Origin of the sequence: Halobaculum roseum (assembly GCF_019880245.1) — an archaeon.
GTDB classification, from domain to species: Archaea; Halobacteriota; Halobacteria; order Halobacteriales; family Haloferacaceae; genus Halobaculum; species Halobaculum roseum.
Map to the genome: position 1 here is coordinate 1,438,542 of NZ_CP082286.1, position 18,092 is coordinate 1,456,633.

20 protein-coding genes are annotated in these 18,092 nt (G+C 70.2%); 7 read left to right on the top strand and 13 right to left on the bottom strand.

The window, feature by feature from the left end; all coding sequences use genetic code 11:
- Positions 1 to 33: 33 nt before the first annotated feature.
- Together K6T36_RS07305 and rnhB are read left to right on the top strand one after the other, a co-directional pair.
- Complete coding sequence (locus K6T36_RS07305; protein ID WP_222923264.1) at positions 34 to 1,521, top strand: tRNA pseudouridine(54/55) synthase Pus10; 1,488 nt, start codon at positions 34 to 36, stop codon at positions 1,519 to 1,521.
- A 60-nt stretch (positions 1,522 to 1,581) separates the two neighbouring features.
- Positions 1,582 to 2,277, top strand: a complete 696-nt coding sequence (rnhB, locus tag K6T36_RS07310) for a ribonuclease HII (protein ID WP_222923265.1) — start codon at positions 1,582 to 1,584, stop codon at positions 2,275 to 2,277.
- A 30-nt stretch (positions 2,278 to 2,307) separates the two neighbouring features.
- Here rnhB and K6T36_RS07315 read toward each other — a convergent pair whose 3' ends face one another.
- From K6T36_RS07315 to secF, 5 genes are all read right to left on the bottom strand, one after another.
- Positions 2,308 to 2,700, bottom strand: coding sequence for a type II toxin-antitoxin system VapC family toxin (locus K6T36_RS07315; RefSeq protein ID WP_222923266.1), 393 nt, complete (start codon positions 2,698 to 2,700; stop codon positions 2,308 to 2,310).
- Positions 2,697 to 2,930 carry an antitoxin VapB family protein gene (locus K6T36_RS07320; RefSeq protein ID WP_222923267.1) on the bottom strand — a complete coding sequence of 78 codons (234 nt, stop codon included), beginning with the start codon at positions 2,928 to 2,930 and terminating at the stop codon, positions 2,697 to 2,699. Before K6T36_RS07320 ends, K6T36_RS07315 begins: the two co-directional genes overlap by 4 nt.
- 75 nt (positions 2,931 to 3,005) lie before the next feature.
- Positions 3,006 to 3,344, bottom strand: a complete 339-nt coding sequence (locus K6T36_RS07325; RefSeq protein WP_222923268.1) for a hypothetical protein — start codon at positions 3,342 to 3,344, stop codon at positions 3,006 to 3,008.
- Positions 3,345 to 3,421: 77 nt separating this feature from the next.
- Positions 3,422 to 4,987, bottom strand: a complete 1,566-nt coding sequence (locus K6T36_RS07330; RefSeq protein WP_222923269.1) for a preprotein translocase subunit SecD — start codon at positions 4,985 to 4,987, stop codon at positions 3,422 to 3,424.
- Positions 4,984 to 5,880, bottom strand: coding sequence for a protein translocase subunit SecF (secF, locus tag K6T36_RS07335; RefSeq protein ID WP_222923270.1), 897 nt, complete (start codon positions 5,878 to 5,880; stop codon positions 4,984 to 4,986). The genes K6T36_RS07330 and secF overlap by 4 nt, the downstream gene beginning before the upstream one ends.
- Positions 5,881 to 6,188: 308 nt before the next feature.
- Between secF and K6T36_RS07340 the strand changes: the two genes are divergently transcribed.
- The gene (locus tag K6T36_RS07340; protein WP_222923271.1) at positions 6,189 to 6,500 is read left to right on the top strand and encodes a DUF7968 family protein; all 312 of its coding nucleotides are present in this window, start codon (positions 6,189 to 6,191) and stop codon (positions 6,498 to 6,500) included.
- Between the two features lie 221 nt (positions 6,501 to 6,721).
- On the opposite strand, the gene K6T36_RS07345 is transcribed toward K6T36_RS07340, so the two are convergent.
- Positions 6,722 to 7,288 carry a DUF5812 family protein gene (locus K6T36_RS07345; protein ID WP_222923272.1) on the bottom strand — a complete coding sequence of 189 codons (567 nt, stop codon included), beginning with the start codon at positions 7,286 to 7,288 and terminating at the stop codon, positions 6,722 to 6,724.
- 82 nt (positions 7,289 to 7,370) lie between these two features.
- The gene (locus K6T36_RS07350) at positions 7,371 to 7,829 is read right to left on the bottom strand and encodes a DUF8056 family protein (RefSeq protein ID WP_222606026.1); all 459 of its coding nucleotides are present in this window, start codon (positions 7,827 to 7,829) and stop codon (positions 7,371 to 7,373) included.
- Between the two features lie 165 nt (positions 7,830 to 7,994).
- Here K6T36_RS07350 and K6T36_RS07355 point away from each other — a divergent pair, with 165 nt between their 5' ends.
- A complete protein-coding gene (locus K6T36_RS07355; RefSeq protein WP_222923273.1) occupies positions 7,995 to 9,278 on the top strand; it encodes a glucose-6-phosphate isomerase in 1,284 nt (427 codons plus the stop codon).
- Between the two features lies 1 nt (position 9,279).
- Complete coding sequence (locus K6T36_RS07360; RefSeq protein ID WP_222923274.1) at positions 9,280 to 10,020, top strand: CPBP family intramembrane glutamic endopeptidase; 741 nt, start codon at positions 9,280 to 9,282, stop codon at positions 10,018 to 10,020.
- 30 nt (positions 10,021 to 10,050) lie between these two features.
- Here the strand turns inward: K6T36_RS07360 and K6T36_RS07365 are convergent, their stop codons facing one another.
- Together K6T36_RS07365 and K6T36_RS07370 are read right to left on the bottom strand one after the other, a co-directional pair.
- Complete coding sequence (locus K6T36_RS07365) at positions 10,051 to 10,509, bottom strand: NOB1 family endonuclease (protein WP_222923275.1); 459 nt, start codon at positions 10,507 to 10,509, stop codon at positions 10,051 to 10,053.
- Positions 10,509 to 10,754, bottom strand: coding sequence for a PRC-barrel domain-containing protein (locus K6T36_RS07370; RefSeq protein WP_073307159.1), 246 nt, complete (start codon positions 10,752 to 10,754; stop codon positions 10,509 to 10,511). Before K6T36_RS07370 ends, K6T36_RS07365 begins: the two co-directional genes overlap by 1 nt.
- A gap of 231 nt (positions 10,755 to 10,985) precedes the next feature.
- Here K6T36_RS07370 and infB point away from each other — a divergent pair, with 231 nt between their 5' ends.
- Positions 10,986 to 12,815 (top strand): translation initiation factor IF-2, encoded by a 1,830-nt coding sequence (infB, locus tag K6T36_RS07375; RefSeq protein ID WP_222923276.1) that lies wholly within the window; start codon positions 10,986 to 10,988, stop codon positions 12,813 to 12,815.
- A gap of 187 nt (positions 12,816 to 13,002) precedes the next feature.
- The gene (locus K6T36_RS07380; RefSeq protein ID WP_222923277.1) at positions 13,003 to 13,248 is read left to right on the top strand and encodes a DUF8015 family protein; all 246 of its coding nucleotides are present in this window, start codon (positions 13,003 to 13,005) and stop codon (positions 13,246 to 13,248) included.
- Positions 13,249 to 13,464: 216 nt separating this feature from the next.
- Here the strand turns inward: K6T36_RS07380 and K6T36_RS07385 are convergent, their stop codons facing one another.
- The 4 genes from K6T36_RS07385 to pepF form a co-directional block, all read right to left on the bottom strand.
- A complete protein-coding gene (locus tag K6T36_RS07385) occupies positions 13,465 to 13,845 on the bottom strand; it encodes a DUF5811 family protein (RefSeq protein WP_222606032.1) in 381 nt (126 codons plus the stop codon).
- A gap of 118 nt (positions 13,846 to 13,963) precedes the next feature.
- Complete coding sequence (locus K6T36_RS07390) at positions 13,964 to 14,446, bottom strand: pyruvoyl-dependent arginine decarboxylase (protein WP_222923278.1); 483 nt, start codon at positions 14,444 to 14,446, stop codon at positions 13,964 to 13,966.
- Between the two features lie 271 nt (positions 14,447 to 14,717).
- Entirely contained in the window at positions 14,718 to 15,953 is a 1,236-nt protein-coding gene (gene pan2 / locus K6T36_RS07395; RefSeq protein WP_222923279.1) for a proteasome-activating nucleotidase Pan2, read from the bottom strand.
- Between the two features lie 142 nt (positions 15,954 to 16,095).
- Entirely contained in the window at positions 16,096 to 17,898 is a 1,803-nt protein-coding gene (pepF, locus tag K6T36_RS07400; RefSeq protein ID WP_222923280.1) for an oligoendopeptidase F, read from the bottom strand.
- Between the last annotated feature and the right edge of the window lie 194 nt (positions 17,899 to 18,092).

The following is an 18,092-nucleotide window of genomic DNA, read 5'->3' on the forward strand; positions in this document are numbered from 1 at the left end:
AAGGGCCTACCGCCCGCCGCGACGAAGGCCGGTATGACCGACTCCGACGCTCCCGCGGACGCGTCCGTCGCCGACGCGGACGCGGACGAAGCCGTCGACGCCGACGCCGACACGGACGAACCCGCCGGCGGCGACACGGATGGGACGGACGCGACCCCCGCCCCCGACGTGCTCGACACCGCCCGCGCCCTCCTGGCGACGGGACCGCTCTGTGACCACTGCCTCGGCCGCCCCTTCGCCGAGCACTCGTTCGGGCTCGGCAACCACGAGCGCGGCCGCGGGCTCCGTGTCGCCGTGGCGCTCGCGGACGACGACGATTTCCAACCCGGCGCCGCGGGCGACTGCTGGGTGTGCGAGGGCGTCTTCGAGCGCGTCGACGAGCTCGCCGAGCGCGCCGCCGACGCGGTCGCCGACTACGAGTTCTCCACCTACCAGGTCGGCACGCGCGTCCCGCCGCTCGCGGAGGAGAACGACCGCCTGCTCCGGGAGGACGCCGGGATGGACCCCGACGCGGGCGAGCCGCTCCGCAAGGAGCTCAACCGCGAGGTCGGCAAGCGCGTCGGGCAGGTCACCGGGGCCGAGGTCGACTTCGAGCGCCCGCACGTCCAGTTCCTGCTCGACGTGGACGCCGACCGCGTCGAGGCGACGGTCAACTCCGCGCACGTGTACGGCCGCTACCGGAAGCTGGAGCGCGACATCCCCCAGACGGAGTGGCCCTGCTCGGACTGCCGCGGCTCCGGCCGGCAGGGACGCGAGCCGTGCGACACCTGCGACGGCTCGGGCTACCTGTACCCCGAGAGCGTCGAGCAGCTCACCGCGCCCGTCGTCGAGGACGTGATGGAGGGCGTCGACTCCACCTTCCACGGCGCGGGCCGCGAGGACGTGGACGCGCTGATGCTCGGCACCGGCCGCCCGTTCGTGATCGAGGTCGACGAGCCCCGCCGCCGCGCCGTCGACGCCGAGCGACTGGAGGCGGACATCAACGCCTTCGCCGAGGGGAAAGTCGAGGTCGAGGGCCTGCGCCTGTGTGAGCACACGATGGTCGAGCGCGTGAAGGAGCTGAACGCCACCAAGCGCTACCGCGCGCAGGTGGAGTTCGGCGCCGACCTGAGCGCCGACGACCTCGCGGACGCGCTCGCGGACCTCGACGGCGCGACAATCGAGCAGTACACGCCGAACCGGGTCGACCACCGGCGCGCCGCGAAGACGCGGACCCGCGTCGCCCACGAGGTCACGGGCGAGCTGGAGGACCCGCGCCACGCGACGGTCGAGGTCCACGGCGCCGGGGGCCTCTACATCAAGGAGCTGATCAGCGGCGACGAGGGGCGGACCGAACCGAGCCTCGCGGGGCTGCTCGGGGTCGACAGCGAGGTGACGGCGCTGGACGTGCTCGCGGTCGAGGGGCGCGACGAGCCGTTCGAGCACTCCGGGTTCTTCCTGAAGGACGGTCGCGCCGACGGCGACGGCGGCGAAACCGGCGGCGACGACGACAGCGACGACGGGAACGGAGACGAGCAGTAGCCTGCCGACCGCCCCGACCGCGAACCGCACGCTTTTGCCGTCGCTCGCGGACCGTGAGCCATGCTCGGCGCAGACGAGGCGGGGAAAGGGCCCGTCCTGGGGCCGATGGTCGCCGCGGCGGTTCGCGCCGACCCCGCGGCGATCCCCGACGACGTGGACGACTCCAAGCGCCTCCCCCCGGCGCGACGCGAGGAACTGGACGCCGCCCTCCGCGACGACGACCGCGTCGCCGTCGGGGTCGCCCGCGTCACGGTCGACCGCATCGACGACCCCGAGACGGACATGAACACGCTCACCGTCGCCGGACAGGCGGAGGCGCTCGCCGCGGTCGCACGCGACGGCGACCGCGCGGTCGTCGACGCCGGCGACGTGAGCGAGTCGCGGTTCGCCGACCGCGTCGCCGAGGCGGTCGCCGCCGGCGGAGGCGGCACGGGCACGACCGCCGGCGGGGCCACGGGCCTCGCCGTCGACGTGACGGCCGAACACGGCGCCGACGAGTCGTACCCCGTCGTCGCCGCCGCGAGCGTCGTCGCGAAGGTGGAGCGCGACCGGGTCGTCGCCGAGTTGGACGCCGCCTACCGCGACCGCGGCTACGACGGGATCGGCAGCGGCTACCCCTCGGACCCGAACACCCGCGAGTTCCTGCGGGAGTTCGTCGCCCGCGAGGGCGACCTGCCGGAGTGCGCCCGCACGTCGTGGAGCACCTGCGACGACGTGCTCGCGGCGAACGAGCAGTCGGCGCTCGGTGAGTTCTAACCTAGACCCATCACCGGAAGTACTGTCGCCTCAGTACGTTTCTGCATCGAGATTCGGAATTCGCTCGAAATGGGATACGTTTCGGGTCAGAACCGGCTCGTTCTCTCGGATCGCGGTCGCCGCGATGATGCAGTCCTCCCGATCTATCTGGTCGCCGTTAGCGATGAGCGTACCGCCCAGTTCCCCAGCCCGCTTCATCACGCCGTGGTCGGCCGGGATCACGTGTTTGGAATCGAGCACGCGAAGCACCTCCCGTTTTTCGTCCTCGGGTCTGTCGGAACGGTGGATCCCTTCGTACAGTTCCAGCGAAGTGATCGAGGCGATCTTCTCGGGGCGGTTCTCCCGTTCGAGGAGATCGAGGGCATCCAGCGCGTCAGTATCCCCGTTCAGTACGTCGATCAGAAAGCTCGTGTCCTGAATCATTCCGTCAGGTCGTCGGCGATCCGATCACGTCGCTCGCGGGATCGTTCACGCCCTTCCTCGATCGCCGCTTCGAGTTCGTCCGCCTCGCCCTCCCAGATCCCGGCGACCTCTCGCCACGATCGTTCGCCGGCGAGTCGCTTGACGACGGTGCTGAAGCTCTCGCCCTCTCGCTTGTGGGCTCTCAGCCGCTCGTACGCCTCGTCGTCGAGGGAGATCGTTTTCGTCCCCATGCGCACACAGTACACTGTGTATATTTATAAACTCTCGCCGGGGCTGGACCGTCGTTCGGAGAGCAGGGAGCGGAGTCACCGAAACGGCGGCAGTCGCCAGCCGTAGGCGACGAGCGCGGCCGCGGCGAGCAGCGCCGCGATCGCGAGCAACGGGATCGGAACCCCCACGTCGGCCAGCGTCCCGAGGACGACCCCCGACAGCGGGATCAGCACGAACAGGCCGGCGATCACTCCCGCGAGGACCGTCCACACGGACCCGGAGCGGTCGTCGCGATCGTCGAGTTCCTCGCGGACGACGCGGCGGACGATCCGCTCGACGTCGGCCTCGGTGAGCGGTTCCCCGTCGTCCTCGAAACGCTCGCCGTCCTCGGGAGGGTCCGCGGACTCAGGCCGGTCGGCTGACTCGGAGGGCATACGCGCCGAGTCACACGAACGGGAGAAAAACGTTCGCCGCGTCGGGGCTGGTCAGGTCGGGGCGGCCCGGGACGGGTTCAGCGGTCGGTCAGCAGCGCGCGGAGGATGTCCCCGTACGCCGGACGGGTGATGAGTACGCCGACGAGCACGCCGAGGATCGTGAAGATGGCGAAGCCCTGGAGGTCGCCAAGCGAGAGCCACGGCGAGGCCAGCGGCGACATCGCGACGATCGTCGTCGCCGCGGCGGCGCCGACCACCCAGAACGCCTTCCGGAAGCGCGACCGGAACACGCGCCGGGAGTTCACGTCGCCCTCGGCCATCACCTCGTCGGCGATGATCACGAGGTCGTCCACCCCCGTTCCGATGACGGCGATGAACCCGGCGATGACCGACAGATCGAGCGGGTACTGGATGAACGCCGCGAACCCGAGGAGGACGACCACCTCGGAGAACGCGGTGACGACCATCGGCGCGGCGACCTTCGGGTCGCCGTAGCGGAAGAACACCACGCCGGCGACCGTGAACACCGCGAGCAGCCCGATTATCAGCGAGTCGCGCTTGAAGTCCTCACCCTGTGCGGCGCTGATGGCGGTCGCGGTCCCCTCGTCGAGCGCGAGTCCGGCCGGGAGCGCGCCGGCGCGGAGGTCGACCGAGACCTGCTGGGCGCGCTCGAACGAGCCGGTGACGAGGATGAACTGCGGGTCCTGAGCCCACTCGCCGTTGCGCATCGACTGCGCGAGCGAGGGGTCCATCCCGAACGAGGAGACGACGCTCCCGTCGCGGATGATCAGGATACACGGCTCGGTCGACTGTGGGTCGTCGCTGTAGGTGCACTCGGTGCCGCCCTGTCCGGCGACGCCCGTCTCGACGAACTGATCCTGGACGCGCTCGGCCTCGCTTTGCTGAACCGACACGGGGACGTGCGGCCCGGGACCCTGCTCGCCCTGTTGAGCGGTGCCGACCGTCTGGAAGTCCTCCTGCCGGATGACGGTCGTGTTCACGTACTCGGTCGTGTTGTTCCGTTCGACCTCATGGTACGCCGCGATCTGGACCGTCCCGCGGGAGTTCACCAGGTCGCGAACCTCGCTCAGGTCGTCGTTGGGGACCTCGATGAGCACGAAGTCGCCGTCGCCGATCGTCCGGACCGTCCCCCCGGAGAGGCCGGCGGCGTTGATCTTCGATTCGAGGACCTCGATCGTCTGCTGGCGGGTCTCGTCGGTGACGCCGTCGCGGACGGTCTCGTACTCGTAGCCGGCCGCATCGAGCGCGCTCCGGAGGTCCGCCTGCGTCGCGTTCTCGCTGACGAGCTCGACGGTGCCGCTGGTGTTCGTCGAGAACCGCGCGATCACGTCGGAGCTGTCGCCGGTTTCCAGCTCCGCGGCGACCTCGCGTTCGACCTCGGCGGTGTCGTCGCCTCCGAACTGCACCTCCTCGGCGGTGACGCCGACGAGGGGCGCGCGGATCCGCGACCCGCCCGACAGCTCAAGCCCGTACTGGAGGTTCGTTGCGCTCTCTTGAGCGGCCGGCCCCTGGTTCCCGGACGGCTCGAACGCCGGCGCGAACAGGAACAGCGACGAGAGCACGAGCATGAACACCAGCAGGACGACCCGCCAGTTGTCCTTGGCCGTCTCCCAGGCGCTCATCGTGCCACCCCCTCGTACTTGTACCAGCGAAGCAGCGACACGTTCAGCAGGTACGTGTTCATCAGGTCGGCGACGAGCCCGAACACGAGGATAGTCCCGATGCTCGCGAGCAGCCCGATGCCGAAGAACGACGCGACGATCGCCATCACGGCCATCGCCGCGATCGAGGTGAGCGTCATCGTGACGCCGGTGCGCATCGCCCGGTAGGTCGACTCGTAGAAGTCGCCCGAGCGCCGGAGCACGCTGTTGTTCAACAGGATGTCGGAGTCGACGGAGTACCCGATGAGCATCAACAGCGCCGCGACCGTCCCGAGGGTGAGTTCGATCCCGAGGGCGTTCATCAGCGCGACCGGGATGACGATGTCCGAGAACGCCGAGATCACGACGGCGATGCTGGGGACGAACGTCCGGAACAGCGCGAACACGAGCGCGGCCATCCCGGCGAACGCGGCGACGACGCCGATCAGCGCGCGCTGTTGGGTCTCCGACCCGAACGCTGCCCCGACACCCTCGATCGAGCGCACGTCGAAGCCGGCCTCGCCGGCCTCGGATTCGAGCTGTCGAGTGAACTCGTTCTGTGCGGTCTCAGTTCCCTCGGTCTGGAAGGTGACGATGTACACGTCGCTGGTTCCGACCCGCTGGATGCTGTCGGGCGTCGCGGTGAACGCCGCACGGATGTCCTCGCGTGCCTGTGCGTCGCTCGGAGCGTCGACGGCGACCCGGAGTTCCGTCCCGCCGGTGAAGTCGAGCCCGGGGTCGACCGGCGCGCCCGTCGTCGCGTACGCGCCGCCGATGACGAGGAGGGCCACGGTCAACACCACGAGCGGGATCGCGGCGAGTTGCCGGTTGGAGTACCGGGTGTAATCGACCTCCGGTACCTCGAATCGAGCCATGGGTTCCGGTCCCCCCGCGCCCCGAATAAGCCTTCTTCTTCACGGCTACCGCCGTTTCAGCGGGATCCGCCGTTCACGGTGCCGAACCCGCGCGATCCGGGGGTGTGCCTCCCCCGCGATCCTCGCCGGTCGGATTCCCCTCGGCGGTGAACACGCCGGACAGCGAACCCACGCCATACAGTGAATTACGCGATATCGAATCCGGCGTTCGCCGGACGACCCCGGAGTTCGGCTGCGGGGGCTCCGGTCCGACGCCGCGCGGGCACGCCGGCGACAGGTCGATGTACCGACGGCCCGTATCCGCGGGTATGAGCGACGACGCGGCGCGCGTGGTGCTCTCGTTCCCGGACGGCCTGAGCGAGTGGGGCCGCGACCAGATCCGGACGGACCGCTACCGCAACTACCTCCGGCGGATGCTCGACGAGCCGCGCGTCGGCGACGAGCGCGAGGAGTTCGTCGATATCGGCTGCTGCGGCGACTCGCTGGATCTCACCTTCCGCGTGGAGGCCGTCGAGGACGGGACCCGCGTCGGCGACGGGACGGTCGTCGAGTTGGTCGAGCGCGCCGGCGACGTGGAGGGCGGCTGGCGCGTGCAGTCGGCCGCCGGGCCGACCGAGTGAGCGGCGCGCGCAGAGCCTGAGAGCGAGCCGGGAGCGGATCCGGAGCCAAACTACCGATTTATCCCGCCAGCGACGCCCGCACCGGCGGATACGGCCGGACGGCTGATCCGCCCGAGCCGACATTGAATATCGCGGTATGAGATTTATCGGCTGATGCGGCGAGGGAACGGTCCGGGGAGGATATCGATCCGAACGGGCCGAGAAGTGTCGATCTCGAGGCGTTAGGGCATGTAGCGCACGACGACGACGCCGGGGGCCGACCGGATCTCCACGCGGTTCACGCCGAGGCGGGCCGCGCGGGTTCGGCTGGCGTCGGCGTCGTCGCGCACGTCGGCGACGGCCCGGTCGGTGTCGTCCTCGGGGACGGAGATGACGTGGATCTCGCCGGTGCCCGCGCGCTCGGTTCGCGTGAGGTCGCCGACGGGCTGGTCGGCCGCGAGATCGAGCGAGTGCTGGGTCGGCGGCTCCTCGCTCTCCTCGACAGGGATGTGGCGGCGCTCCTCGACCTCGACGAGCTGCCAGGAGACGTTCATCGGCGGGTCGGGGGCGACGACGCCCTCGACGGCCTCGCCCTCGGCGACGCCGGGATTCGACGAGAGCGTGTGTACCTGGCCGGAGGCGACGTCGCGGAGCACGGCCGAGCCGTCGTCGGCGTGGGTGACGAGGAACGTGCCGTCCTTCTCGCCGTCGTCGGTGTCGGCGGGGCCGGCGTCGCCGGCGGCGGCCGCCAGCGCGTCGCGGACGGCGTCCAACTCGGATCCGTCGGATTCGGGGTCGCGATCGGTCATGAAGCGGGGTAGGCGGCCGAGACTTTTGCCCGTGTCGCTCCGCGGATACGGCGGCGACGGGGAGTAGAACCGGTCGAACCGGCTATCGTCGGAGGTAGTGCGCGGCGGCGATCAACAGACAGCCGACGGCGGGAAACGCCAGCCCCAGCGACGGCGGGAGGGGCGTGATTTCGGCGCCGACGGCCGCGCCCGCGTACAGCGAGGCGAGGAAGGCGTAGCCCGCGAGCGCGAGACCGGCGTCGTAGCCGGCCGCACGTCCCTCCCCGCGGCGCCGCGAGCGGGCGACGAGGAGCACGGGCGCGATGGTCGGGCCGACGGCGCCGAGCCCGACCAGCACGTAGAACGCGCGGACGACGGAGAACCGCGCCTCGGCGGTCACGCCGAACAGCACCACGAGCGCCAGCCCGAACAGGACCGTGAGCAACAGGGCGGCGAGTCCGCCGAGGGCGACGTACGACTTGCAGATCAGCGAGTCGGTCGCGCGGAACGCGTACGGGAACGCCCCGAACACCCCCCGATAGCCGGCGTCGGCGTCGGTCATCGCCCGTCGTTGGACCGCGCCGGGGTTAAGCCCCCCGTCCGCCGTCCGTCGTTCACGGATCGCCGTTCGACGTTCGCTGTCCGTCGACCGCCGCCGACGGGCGGGCCCGGCGAGCGCTCGCACGTGGACGGCAGGGTTTTGCCGGCGGCGCACGGCGGTTCCCGCATGAACGTCGACATCGGCAACGCCCTCGACGGCGATCTCGGGCTCACGCGCGGCGACCTCGACGCGCTCGACGAGCGCGTCGCCGACGCCCACGACCGGATCGAGCGCGGACGCGCCGAGGCCGAGCACGGCTACGCCGCGTTGAACCTCCCCGAGACGTGCGACCCCGACGCGGTCCGGCGGGCCGCCGACGGCTTCGACCCGGACCACCTCCTCACCGTCGGCATCGGCGGGAGCGCGCTCGGGGCGGCGACGCTCACCGACGCGCTGGGGTCGGGCGTCGACTGCCGCTACCTCGACAACGTCGACCCCGCGTGGGTTCGGGCGATCCTCGACGACGTGGACCTCTCCGGGACCGTCGTCAACGTCGTCTCCCGGTCGGGGACGACCGCCGAGACGCTCTCGAACTTCCTCGTCGTCCGCGAGGCGATGGAGTCGGCCGGCGTCGACTGGACCGATCGGACGGTCGTCACCACCGGCGAGGCGGGCAACCTCCGGTCGATGGCCGACCGGCACGACCTCCCCGCCCTGAAGGTTCCCGAGGGCGTCCCGGGGCGGTTCTCGGCGCTGTCGACGGTCGGGCTGTTCGCCGCCGAGATCGCCGGCGTCGACCTCGACGCCCTGCTCGCGGGCGCCGCCGACGAGGCCGAGCGCCTCGCCGGGTCGCTGTTCGAGTCGCCCGCGTACGCCTACGGCGCGACGACGTACGCGCTGGCCGAGCGCGGCGCGGCGACGAACGCCGTGATGCCGTACGCCGAGTCGCTGGAGCGGTTCGCCGAGTGGTTCGCCCAGCTGTGGGCCGAGTCGCTCGGGAAGGACGGGCGCGGACAGACGCCCGCGCGGGCGCTCGGCGCGACCGACCAGCACAGCCAGCTCCAGTTGTACCGTGCGGGTCCGGCGGACAAGCTCATCACGCTCGTGCGACCGCGCGAGGCGGACGACGTGGACATCCCCGAGACCGATCTGGAGGGGCTGTCGTACCTCGGCGGGTCGTCCCTCGGGGAGCTGCTGGACGCGGAGTTCCGCGCGACCGAGGCGAGCCTCGCGGCCGCCGGCCGCGAGAACGTCCGTATCGAGATCGACCGCGTCGACGCACGCGGGCTCGGCGAACTCCTGTACGCGATGGAGGCCGCGTGCGTGCTGTACGGCGAACTCGCGGGCGTCTCGACGTTCACCCAGCCCGCCGTCGAGTGGGGGAAGAACGCCGCGCGGGGGCTGCTCGGCGGCGGGGAGTTCCCCGAGGCCGACGCCGTCACGGAGAAGCGGCGCCTGGAGGTGGAGTGACGTGAACGTCGACCTCGGCCCGCCCGGGGGGACGATCGAGGCCCGTGCGGTCGCGATCCGGGGCGGTCAGGCGTTGCTCGCGGTGTTCGCGGGCGTCATCGCCGCCGGCGCCGTGGTGCCGGCGTTCGAGTGGGCGGCCCTGACGCTCGGGTTCGGCGCCGACTCGGCGGCGACGGCCGTGTTCACCACCGTCGGCAACGCCGCCGGCTTCGCGGCCGCGGCGCTGTTGTTCCTGCTGTACGCCGGCGACCTCGACGTGCTTCGCGTCCGGCGGCCGACGCCCCGCGACGCCGCCGTCGCCGTCGCCGGCGCGGTCGGGCTCATCGTCGCCGGCTACGGGATCCTCCTGGCGTTCGCCGCCGCGGGACTGTCCCCGAGCACGAACGAGGCGCTCACCAACCCGCCGGCGTACTTCCTCGCGATGATCCCCCTGTCGTTTCTCACGGTCGCCGTCGGCGAGGAACTGCTCTTTCGGGGCGTCGTGCAGGGGGAGCTGCGGCGCGCGCTCGGCCCGGCGGGCGCCATCGCGGGCGCGTCGCTGCTGTTCGGGCTGCTCCACTACGTCGCCGGGGCGGGGACGCCGGCCGAGAAGCTCGTCTACGTCGCCGTCGCGGCGACCCTCGCGATCGGGTTGGGCGCGCTGTACGAGTACACCGACACCATCGTCGTCCCGATCTTCGTACACGGCGCGTACAACGCCGTGCAGTTCGCGATCCAGTACGTGGAGGCGATCGGGATCTGAGGTCGATCCGGAAGCGACCGGGAGCCGAGGCTACGCCGGGTTCTTCCGGGAGAGGTCGCTCCCGCAGATCGGACAGCGATCGCGGTTCTCGTCGAACGTGCGCCCGCAGCCGGTACACTGGAACTGCCAGTCGCGCTCCTCCGAGATGCCCTCGCGGGCGATGACGCGGACGCGAACGTCCATGCGCTCGGCGACGTTCTGCATGGCGTAGTCGTCGGTGACGAGCGTCGCGTCGAGCTCGAACGCCGCCGCCAGCAGGCGCAGGTCCGTGTCTGACAGCTCCGTGAGGTCGCCGGTCTCCTCGGCGGCGCTGCGGACGCGCCCGATGGCCCCCTCGCCGGGGACGTGGATGTGCATCCCGGCGCCCTCCTCGGCGTCGAACCGGAGAGCGGTCTCGCCGGTGAGCTCGGCCTGCACCGCGGGGATCGAGGCGGTCTCGTCGTCGCCGTCGTAGCCGTGGATGAACGCGGACGAATCGAGGACTTCCATTACGTGCGGACGACGATGTAGTCCTTCACGGCCTGCACGTCCGCGACCGGGACGTGGAAGCGCCCGGACTCGTCGCGGTCGAACGGCACCTGCGCCGGCGAGAGCTCCTCGTTCGGCGTGACGAGGAGGTCCGACAGCGACCCCGTCTTCAGGTCCATCGTGATGTTGTACAGCATGCCCAGCTCGGTGCCGTCCGAGCCCATGACGGCCTTCCCCGAGAGGTTCTCGGCGAGGATATCTGCCATACCTGCGCTCACTGACGCGACGGGCATAAACGCCACGCTGGCGTCGGACGCGGGGCGGACACGCCGCACCGACGGACGGCGTCCGCCGAGAGAAACCCGCAGACTGCGGCGGGAATCGGAGCACTCGATGTCGCCGTCGCGGGCGCGCCGTAGACGGAGTCGAAGCCCTTACTTCACGCGACCGTCCAGTACAGACAAGACCCGTTCTTCGCCGCAGGGAGGATCTCACCCATGTCAGACACGAATTCCGACCCCGACACCGAGGAGACGTTCGACGCCGGCTCGCTGCGCACCCCCATCGTCGCGGTGCTCGGCCACGTCGACCACGGGAAGACGACGCTGCTCGACCGCATCCGCGGCTCCGCCGTCCAGGAGGGCGAGGCGGGCGCGATCACCCAGCACATCGGCGCGACCGCCGTTCCGCTGTCGACCATCTCGGAGATGGCCGGCGCGCTCGTCGACCCGACCGACTTCGACCTGCCCGGCCTGCTGTTCATCGACACGCCCGGCCACCACTCCTTCTCGACGCTGCGCTCGCGCGGCGGCGCCCTAGCCGACATCGCGGTGCTGGTCGTCGACGTGAACGACGGCTTCCAGCCGCAGACCGAGGAGGCGATCGACATCCTCAAACGCACCGGCACGCCGTTCGTCGTCGCCGCCAACAAGGTCGACACGACGCCCGGCTGGAACCCGCAGGAGGGCCAGCCCATCCAGCAGTCGCTGGAGACGCAGTCCGATCGCGCGAGCTCCCGCCTGAACGAGAACCTCTACGAGCTCATCGGCGACCTCTCGGGCAAGGGCTTCTCGGCGGACTTCTACTGGCGCGTACAGGACTTCCAGTCCAACATCGGGGTCGTCCCCCTCTCGGCGATGACCGGCGAGGGGATCCCCGACCTGCTCACCGTCCTCATGGGCCTGTCCCAGCGGTACATGAAGGAGGAGATGTCCGTCGACGTCGCCGGCCCCGGCGTCGGGACGGTGCTGGAGGTGAAAGACGAGCAGGGGTTCGGCGCGACGCTGGACGTGGTCCTGTACGACGGCGTCGTCCGCGAGGGCGACACGGTCGTCGTCGGCGGCCGCGACGAGCCGATCGTGACGGAGGTGCGCGCGCTGTTGCAGCCGCGTCCCAACGCCGAGATCCGCGCCGAGAAGCAGTTCGAGCGCGTCGAGGAGGTCCGCGCGGCCGCGGGTGTCAAGATCGCCGCGCCCGACCTGGACGAGGCGATGTCGGGCGCGCCCGTCCGCGTCGTCCGCGGCGACGACGAGGCGGCGCTGGAGGCGGTCAAGCGGGAGGTCCGCGAGGAGCTCGCGAGGATCGAGGTCGACACCGCCGAGGACGGCGTCGTCGTCAAGGCCGACACGCTCGGGAGCCTGGAGGCGATGGCGAACGCCCTGGAGGAGGCCGAGATCCCGATCCTCCGCGCGGAGGTCGGCGACATCGCCCCGCGGGACGTGACCGTCGCCCAGACCGCCAAGGAGGACACCCACAAGGTGATCCTCGGGTTCAACGTCGACGTGCTGCCGGACGCCGAGGAGGCGCTCGAACACGCCGACGTGCGCCTGTTCGACGACGACGTGATCTACCAGCTCGTCGAGGAGTACGAGGCGTACGTCGAGGAGCTGGAGCGCGCCCAACAGGAGACGGTGCTCGACAAGATCACCAAGCCCGCGCGCTTCCGCATCCTCCAGGACCACACCTTCCGCCAGAACGACCCCGCCGTCGTCGGCGTCGAGATCCTCTCGGGAACGGTCCAGAACAACCGGGCGGTCGCGAAGTTCGAGGGCAGCGAGCCGAACCGCGTCGGCACCCTCTCGGGCATCCAACACCAGGGCGACGACGTGGACTCCGCGCAGGCGGGCGAGCGCGTCTCCGTCGCCATCGACGGCCCGACGGTCGGCCGCCAGATCGAGGAGGGCGACGAACTGTGGATCGAGCTGCCCGAGAAGCACGCGAAGATCCTCGAACAGGAGCTCGCCTCGGAGATCCGCGCCGACGAGATCGAGGCGCTGAAGGCGTACCTGGAGAAGCGCCGGAAGACGGACCCGTTCTGGGGGAAGTAGCGCGCGCTCGCCGTCCCCGTCGAGCGTTCGTCGTCCGCGACGCCGTCGATTCCCTCGATCGACGTGATTTCGTGGTCACTTGACACCCCGAAGGACCGCACGTGTCACCTACGAAAATAATTCTCGTATTATTTCATCCGTAACAGATTTTACGGACGATAGAGAACCCCTAAGACGGTGAGAGTCGATGAGTGTCCGAGACCCTTCCAGCGACGATCTTCCCTCCGGGGCCGGCCCCGCCGGCCTCGTATCGCCGTCGAAGTACGACCTGTTGCTCGCGGCCGTGCCGGCCCTCCTGCTGGGCGGCACGGTCGCGGCCGCGCGGTTGGCGCTGCCCGTGTCGGTCGGGACGGGACTCGGCTCGCTGTTCGCGGCGCTGCTCGTCGGCTACGGCCTGTTCGTCGAGCCGCCCGTCGGCGGCCGCGACGCCTGACCGCGCGGGCGACGCGCCGAGCGCGGCGCCGCGGGCGGTGATCCTCCGGTTCGCCGTTTCGTCGGGTGGTTTTGAAAATATCGTATCCTACAGAGAAATCGCTAGACAGGAGACTGGATCGGAAGATACGGGTGGTCCACTTTCGACCGGTCGATGAACGCACGGACCGGCGGGTACTCCCGCTGGCGGTCCGGAGAACGGAGGCGGCGCGTGCGACTATCGCGCGGTCGGTTCGAGGTCGTCGCCGACGGCGGACATGACCTGGACGGCCGCGCTGGCGGCGAGCCCGCGGGCGACCTCCTCGCGGTCCTCGTCGTCGAGGCCGGCCTCGATGTCCTCCAGGTCCGGCGAGAAGCCCGCGCTGACCGCGTGACCGATCGGCGGCTGGACCGCGACGGTGGCCTGCGGCCCGTTCGCGCCGTAGGAGAGTTCCGAGCCGACGGCGTAGCCGTCGGGGAGATACGATTCGGTTCGCGTGACGATGGTGGCGACCGCCTGCCGGAGCGCGTCCTTCTGGTCGGCCGTCAGGTCGACCTCCTCGGGACGGCCCGCCTCGACGACGCCAGGGGCCCCCGCATAGGGGTTGTTGCCGTTCATTAGGGTCGGCGATGGTATGCGCGGTCCGCGTAAAAAGGCGTCGGCGACCTGTCGGACGAATACACTCCCACGGCGCTACGACCGTCCCACGGGCGGTGACGGAACGACGCCGAGGGGATCAGGCGATCGGCTCGCTCTCGCCGTAGGCGGCGACGACGACCGCGGCGACGTACGCCGAGTCGTCGGTCTCGACGGTCGCACAACGCGTCTCCTCGCGCTCGAACGTCCAGTCGCGCAGGTCGCGACCCGCGTCGAGGCCGGTCGCCACCGTCTCGCGGACCGCGTCGGCGTCGCTGCCGTCGGCCTCGTAGAACAGCCCCGGGCCGGGGCCGGTCGCCCACCCGAGGCAGGCGGTGACGGTCTCGGTCTCGTGGGCGTCCTCGGGGGAGGCGGCCGCGTGCGCCTGCACGACGGTGAGGCGGTCGCCGGCGGGACCGAGATCCGGCGCGGTGTCGACGGCGCGCACCTCGGCGTCGGCGGGGACGACCGACGAGACGGTGACGAGGTTGAAGTCGCCGACGCCGGCGTCGGCGAGGGCGGCGTCGTAGGCGGCCAGCTCGGTCGGTCCCCGGCCGACGCCGTCGGCGACGTGGATGTCCATGTCGAGGGTGGCGGACGCTCGGAAAAGTGGGTGTCGATAGCGAGGCGTGAGGGAGTGAGCGAAGCGAACGACCGAACGCCTTCGGCAATCGGCGGTGAGCTTGCGGGCGAACCGCCCGGAAAATAGCGAGGCGTGAGGGAGTGAGCGAAGCGAACGACCGAACGCCTCGGCGGCCCGAGCGACCGAACGCTTCAGCCCGCTACCGGCGACACTACCGAACACGGAGTGACGAAGGAAAACCGCCAGACGCAACCGCGGATCGGAGCCCGATTCAGTACTGGTAGCGACCGAACTCGCCGTCGTTGAACACCGGGCCCTCGTTGCTCGTCTCGATCTTCTCGCGGGCGTCCTCGAAGTCGGCGCGGCGGACGGTCGTCCGCTCGTCGCGGATGGCGAACATCCCCGCCTCGGTGGTGAGCGCGGCGATGTCGGCGCCGGAGTAGTCGTCGAGGTCCGCGGCGAGGTCGGCGAAGTCCACGTCGTCGGCGACGGCCATGTCCGCCGTGTGGATCTCGAGGATGCGCTCGCGGCCCTCGGGGCCGGGCTTGGGGACCTCGATGAGGCGGTCGAACCGGCCCGGGCGGAGGATCGCGTCGTCGAGCATGTCGAAGCGGTTCGTCGCCGCGATGATCCGCACCTCGCCGCGGTCGTCGAAGCCGTCCATCTCGCTCAGGAGCTGCATCATCGTGCGCTGGACCTCGGCGTCGCCGGAGGTCTTCGAGTCGGTGCGCTTGGCGGCGACGGCGTCGATCTCGTCGATGAAGATGACGGCGGGTTCGCGCTCGCCAGCCAGATCGAACAGGTCGCGCACGAGGCGGGCGCCCTCGCCGATGAACTTCCGAACCAGTTCCGAGCCGGCCATCTTGATGAACGTCGCGTCGGTCTCGTTGGCGACGGCCTTCGCGAGCATCGTCTTCCCGGTGCCGGGCGGGCCGTGCAGGAGGACGCCGCTGGGCGGCGTGATGCCGACCTCGCGGAACGCGTCGGCGTTGATGAGGGGGTCCTCGACGGCCTCGCGTACCTCGCGGACCTGCTCGTCGATGCCGCCGATGTCGTCGTAGGTGACCTCCGGGTCGGCGTCGACCTCCATCGCCTGCGCGCGGGCGTCGGTCTCGTCGTCGAGCACCGTCTGGACGCTGAAGGAGTCGTTGATGGCGACGCGGTCGCCCGCCTCCAACTCGTCCTCCAGCTGGGGCGAGAGGTCGGTGAGCACCTCCTGGTTGTTGCCGTGCTGTTTGATCACCGCGCCGTCCTCGGTGAGCTCCTCGACGGTCGCGATGTACAGCGACGCGGTCTTCAGCGCCTCGTTGCGGCGCTTGAGCTCGTCGACCTCCTCGCGGAGGTCCGCGCGGCGGCTCTGGGCCTCGTCGAGGCGGTCGTCCAACTCGTCGTTGACCTGGACGATCCGCTCGAAGTGTTTGCGAAGCGCCTCCAGCCGCTCGGCCTCGTTCATGTCGGGATCCAGATCGAGCCGGGGCCGGTCGGGGAGGGACGGACTCCGAGACATTTCTCGCCCGTGCTTAGGTACCGCCCGTAAAGGGGCTTTGGGTGGCGGGAGCGTTCGCCTCCGCCGGGGATCGGCGCCGCGGCGACCGAATCGCGGCGCGATCGCGGTACGGCACCGGCAGCGGCTCGACTTCGGCGCCGCCTTACAGGTCCAGCAGCGTCTCGGCCTCGTCGAGGTAGTCGTCGTACACGCCGATGGCCGACTCGATGGGGTCGGACTCGGTCATGTCGATGCCGGCGATCTCCAGCACGTCGATCGGGTACTCGGCGCCGCCGGCGCGCAGGGCCGCGCGGTACTCCTCGGCGGCGACCTCGCCCTCGTCCTCGATCCGGTCGACGATGGCCGCGGCCGCCGAGATGCCCGTCGAGTACTGGTAGACGTAGAAATTGTAGTAGAAATGAGGAATACGCATCCACTCGCGGCGGATGTGCTCGTCGACGGTCGCGTCGACGTGACCGTAGAACTCCGCCTTCAGGTCGCCGTACAGTTCGTCGAACACGTCGGGCGTGAGCGGCTTGCCCGCCTCGTCGTGCTCGTGGATCGCCTGCTCGAACGCCGCGAACATCGTCTGACGGAAGAGGGTCGAGCGGAAGCGTTCGAGGTACTGGTCGAGCGCGTGGACCCGAAGCTCGTCGGACTCGGCGTTCTCCAGCAGGTGCCTCGTCAGCAGCGTCTCGTTGACGGTGGAGGCGACCTCGGCGACGAAGATCTCGTAGTCGGCGTACTGCCACGGCTGGGCCTCCTTCGCCAGCTCCGAGTGCATGGAGTGGCCCAGTTCGTGGGCCAGCGTGTACATCGAGGACACGTCGTCCTGGTAGTTCATCATGATGAACGGCTGGGTGTCGTACGTGCCCGCCGAGTAGGCGCCCGAGCGCTTCCCGCGGTTCTCGTACACGTCGACCCAGCGCGACTCCAGCCCCTCGGCCATGCGCTGTTGGTACTCCTCGCCGAGCGGCGCGACCGCCTCGATCACGTGTTCCTTCGCCTCCTCGTAGCTGATCTCGGGGCCCTCGTCGCCCGTCAGCGACATGTAGAGGTCCCACATCTCCAGCGTGTCAACGTCGAGCGCGCGCCGCTTCAGGTCGGCGTGGCGACCCAGCGAGTCGAGGTTGTCGCGGACGGTGTCGACGAGCGTGTCGTACACCTCGACCGGGACGTTCGGCCCGTCGAGCGCCGCCTCGCGGGCGGTGTCGTAGTTTCGGGCCTCGGCCATCTTCACGTCCTTCTTCACGCTCTTGGCGAGCGTCGTGCCGACGGTGTTGCGGACGGTCTCCCACTCCGAGTAGAACTCCTCGTGGACGCGTCGTCGGAACTCGCGGTCCGGCTTCTGGAGGAGGGTGGTGAAGTTGCCCTGGGAGATCTCGACCTCGTCGCCGTCGGGGTCCTCGACGGTCGGGAACGTCATGTCCGCGTTCGACAGCATCGAGTACGCCTCGCTCGCGGCGCCGGTGACCTCGCTCAGGTCCGCGAGCAGCTCCTCGACCTCCGCCGAGCGCGTGTGCGGCTTCATCCGGAGCACGTCGTCGAAGAAGTGCTCGTACTCCGCGAGCGCGGGCTCCTCGTCGATCATGTCCCGGATGTCGCTCCGGTCGAGCTCCTGGAGCTCGGGTTCGAGGTAGCTGGACGCGCTCGACGCCTCCGCCGACAGCGCCTGCGCCTTCGAGGACATCGCCTGATACCCCTGGTCGCGGGTGTCCTCGTTCGAGCGAAGCTGCGCGTAGGAGGTGACCTTCGACACCTCGCGGAACACCGCCTCGTAGGTGTCGAGCAGTTCGCGAAGCGTCGCCGCGCTCTCGGTCGCGCGGCCCTCGTACGCGCGGAGGTCGTCGAGGCGCTCCTCGACGTCCGCGTACGCCTCCTCCCACGCCTCGTCGTCCGCGTAGATGGAGTCGATGCTCCACTTGTACTCCTCGTCGATCTCCGAGCGCTCGGGAACCGAACTCATGCACGGTTCTCGCCCGTGGGCGGTGGTAAGTCTTGCCAAGCAGATCCGGCAGAATCGCCCGCCTACGGCCACGTCCTCGGCACTAGCCGTGGCATCGGGCGCGACGAGCGTACCGCCGGGACTCGGGAGCCGGAACCGGAACCGGAACCGCAACCGGATCGGAACTGGAACCGAAACCGGATCGGAACCGAGAG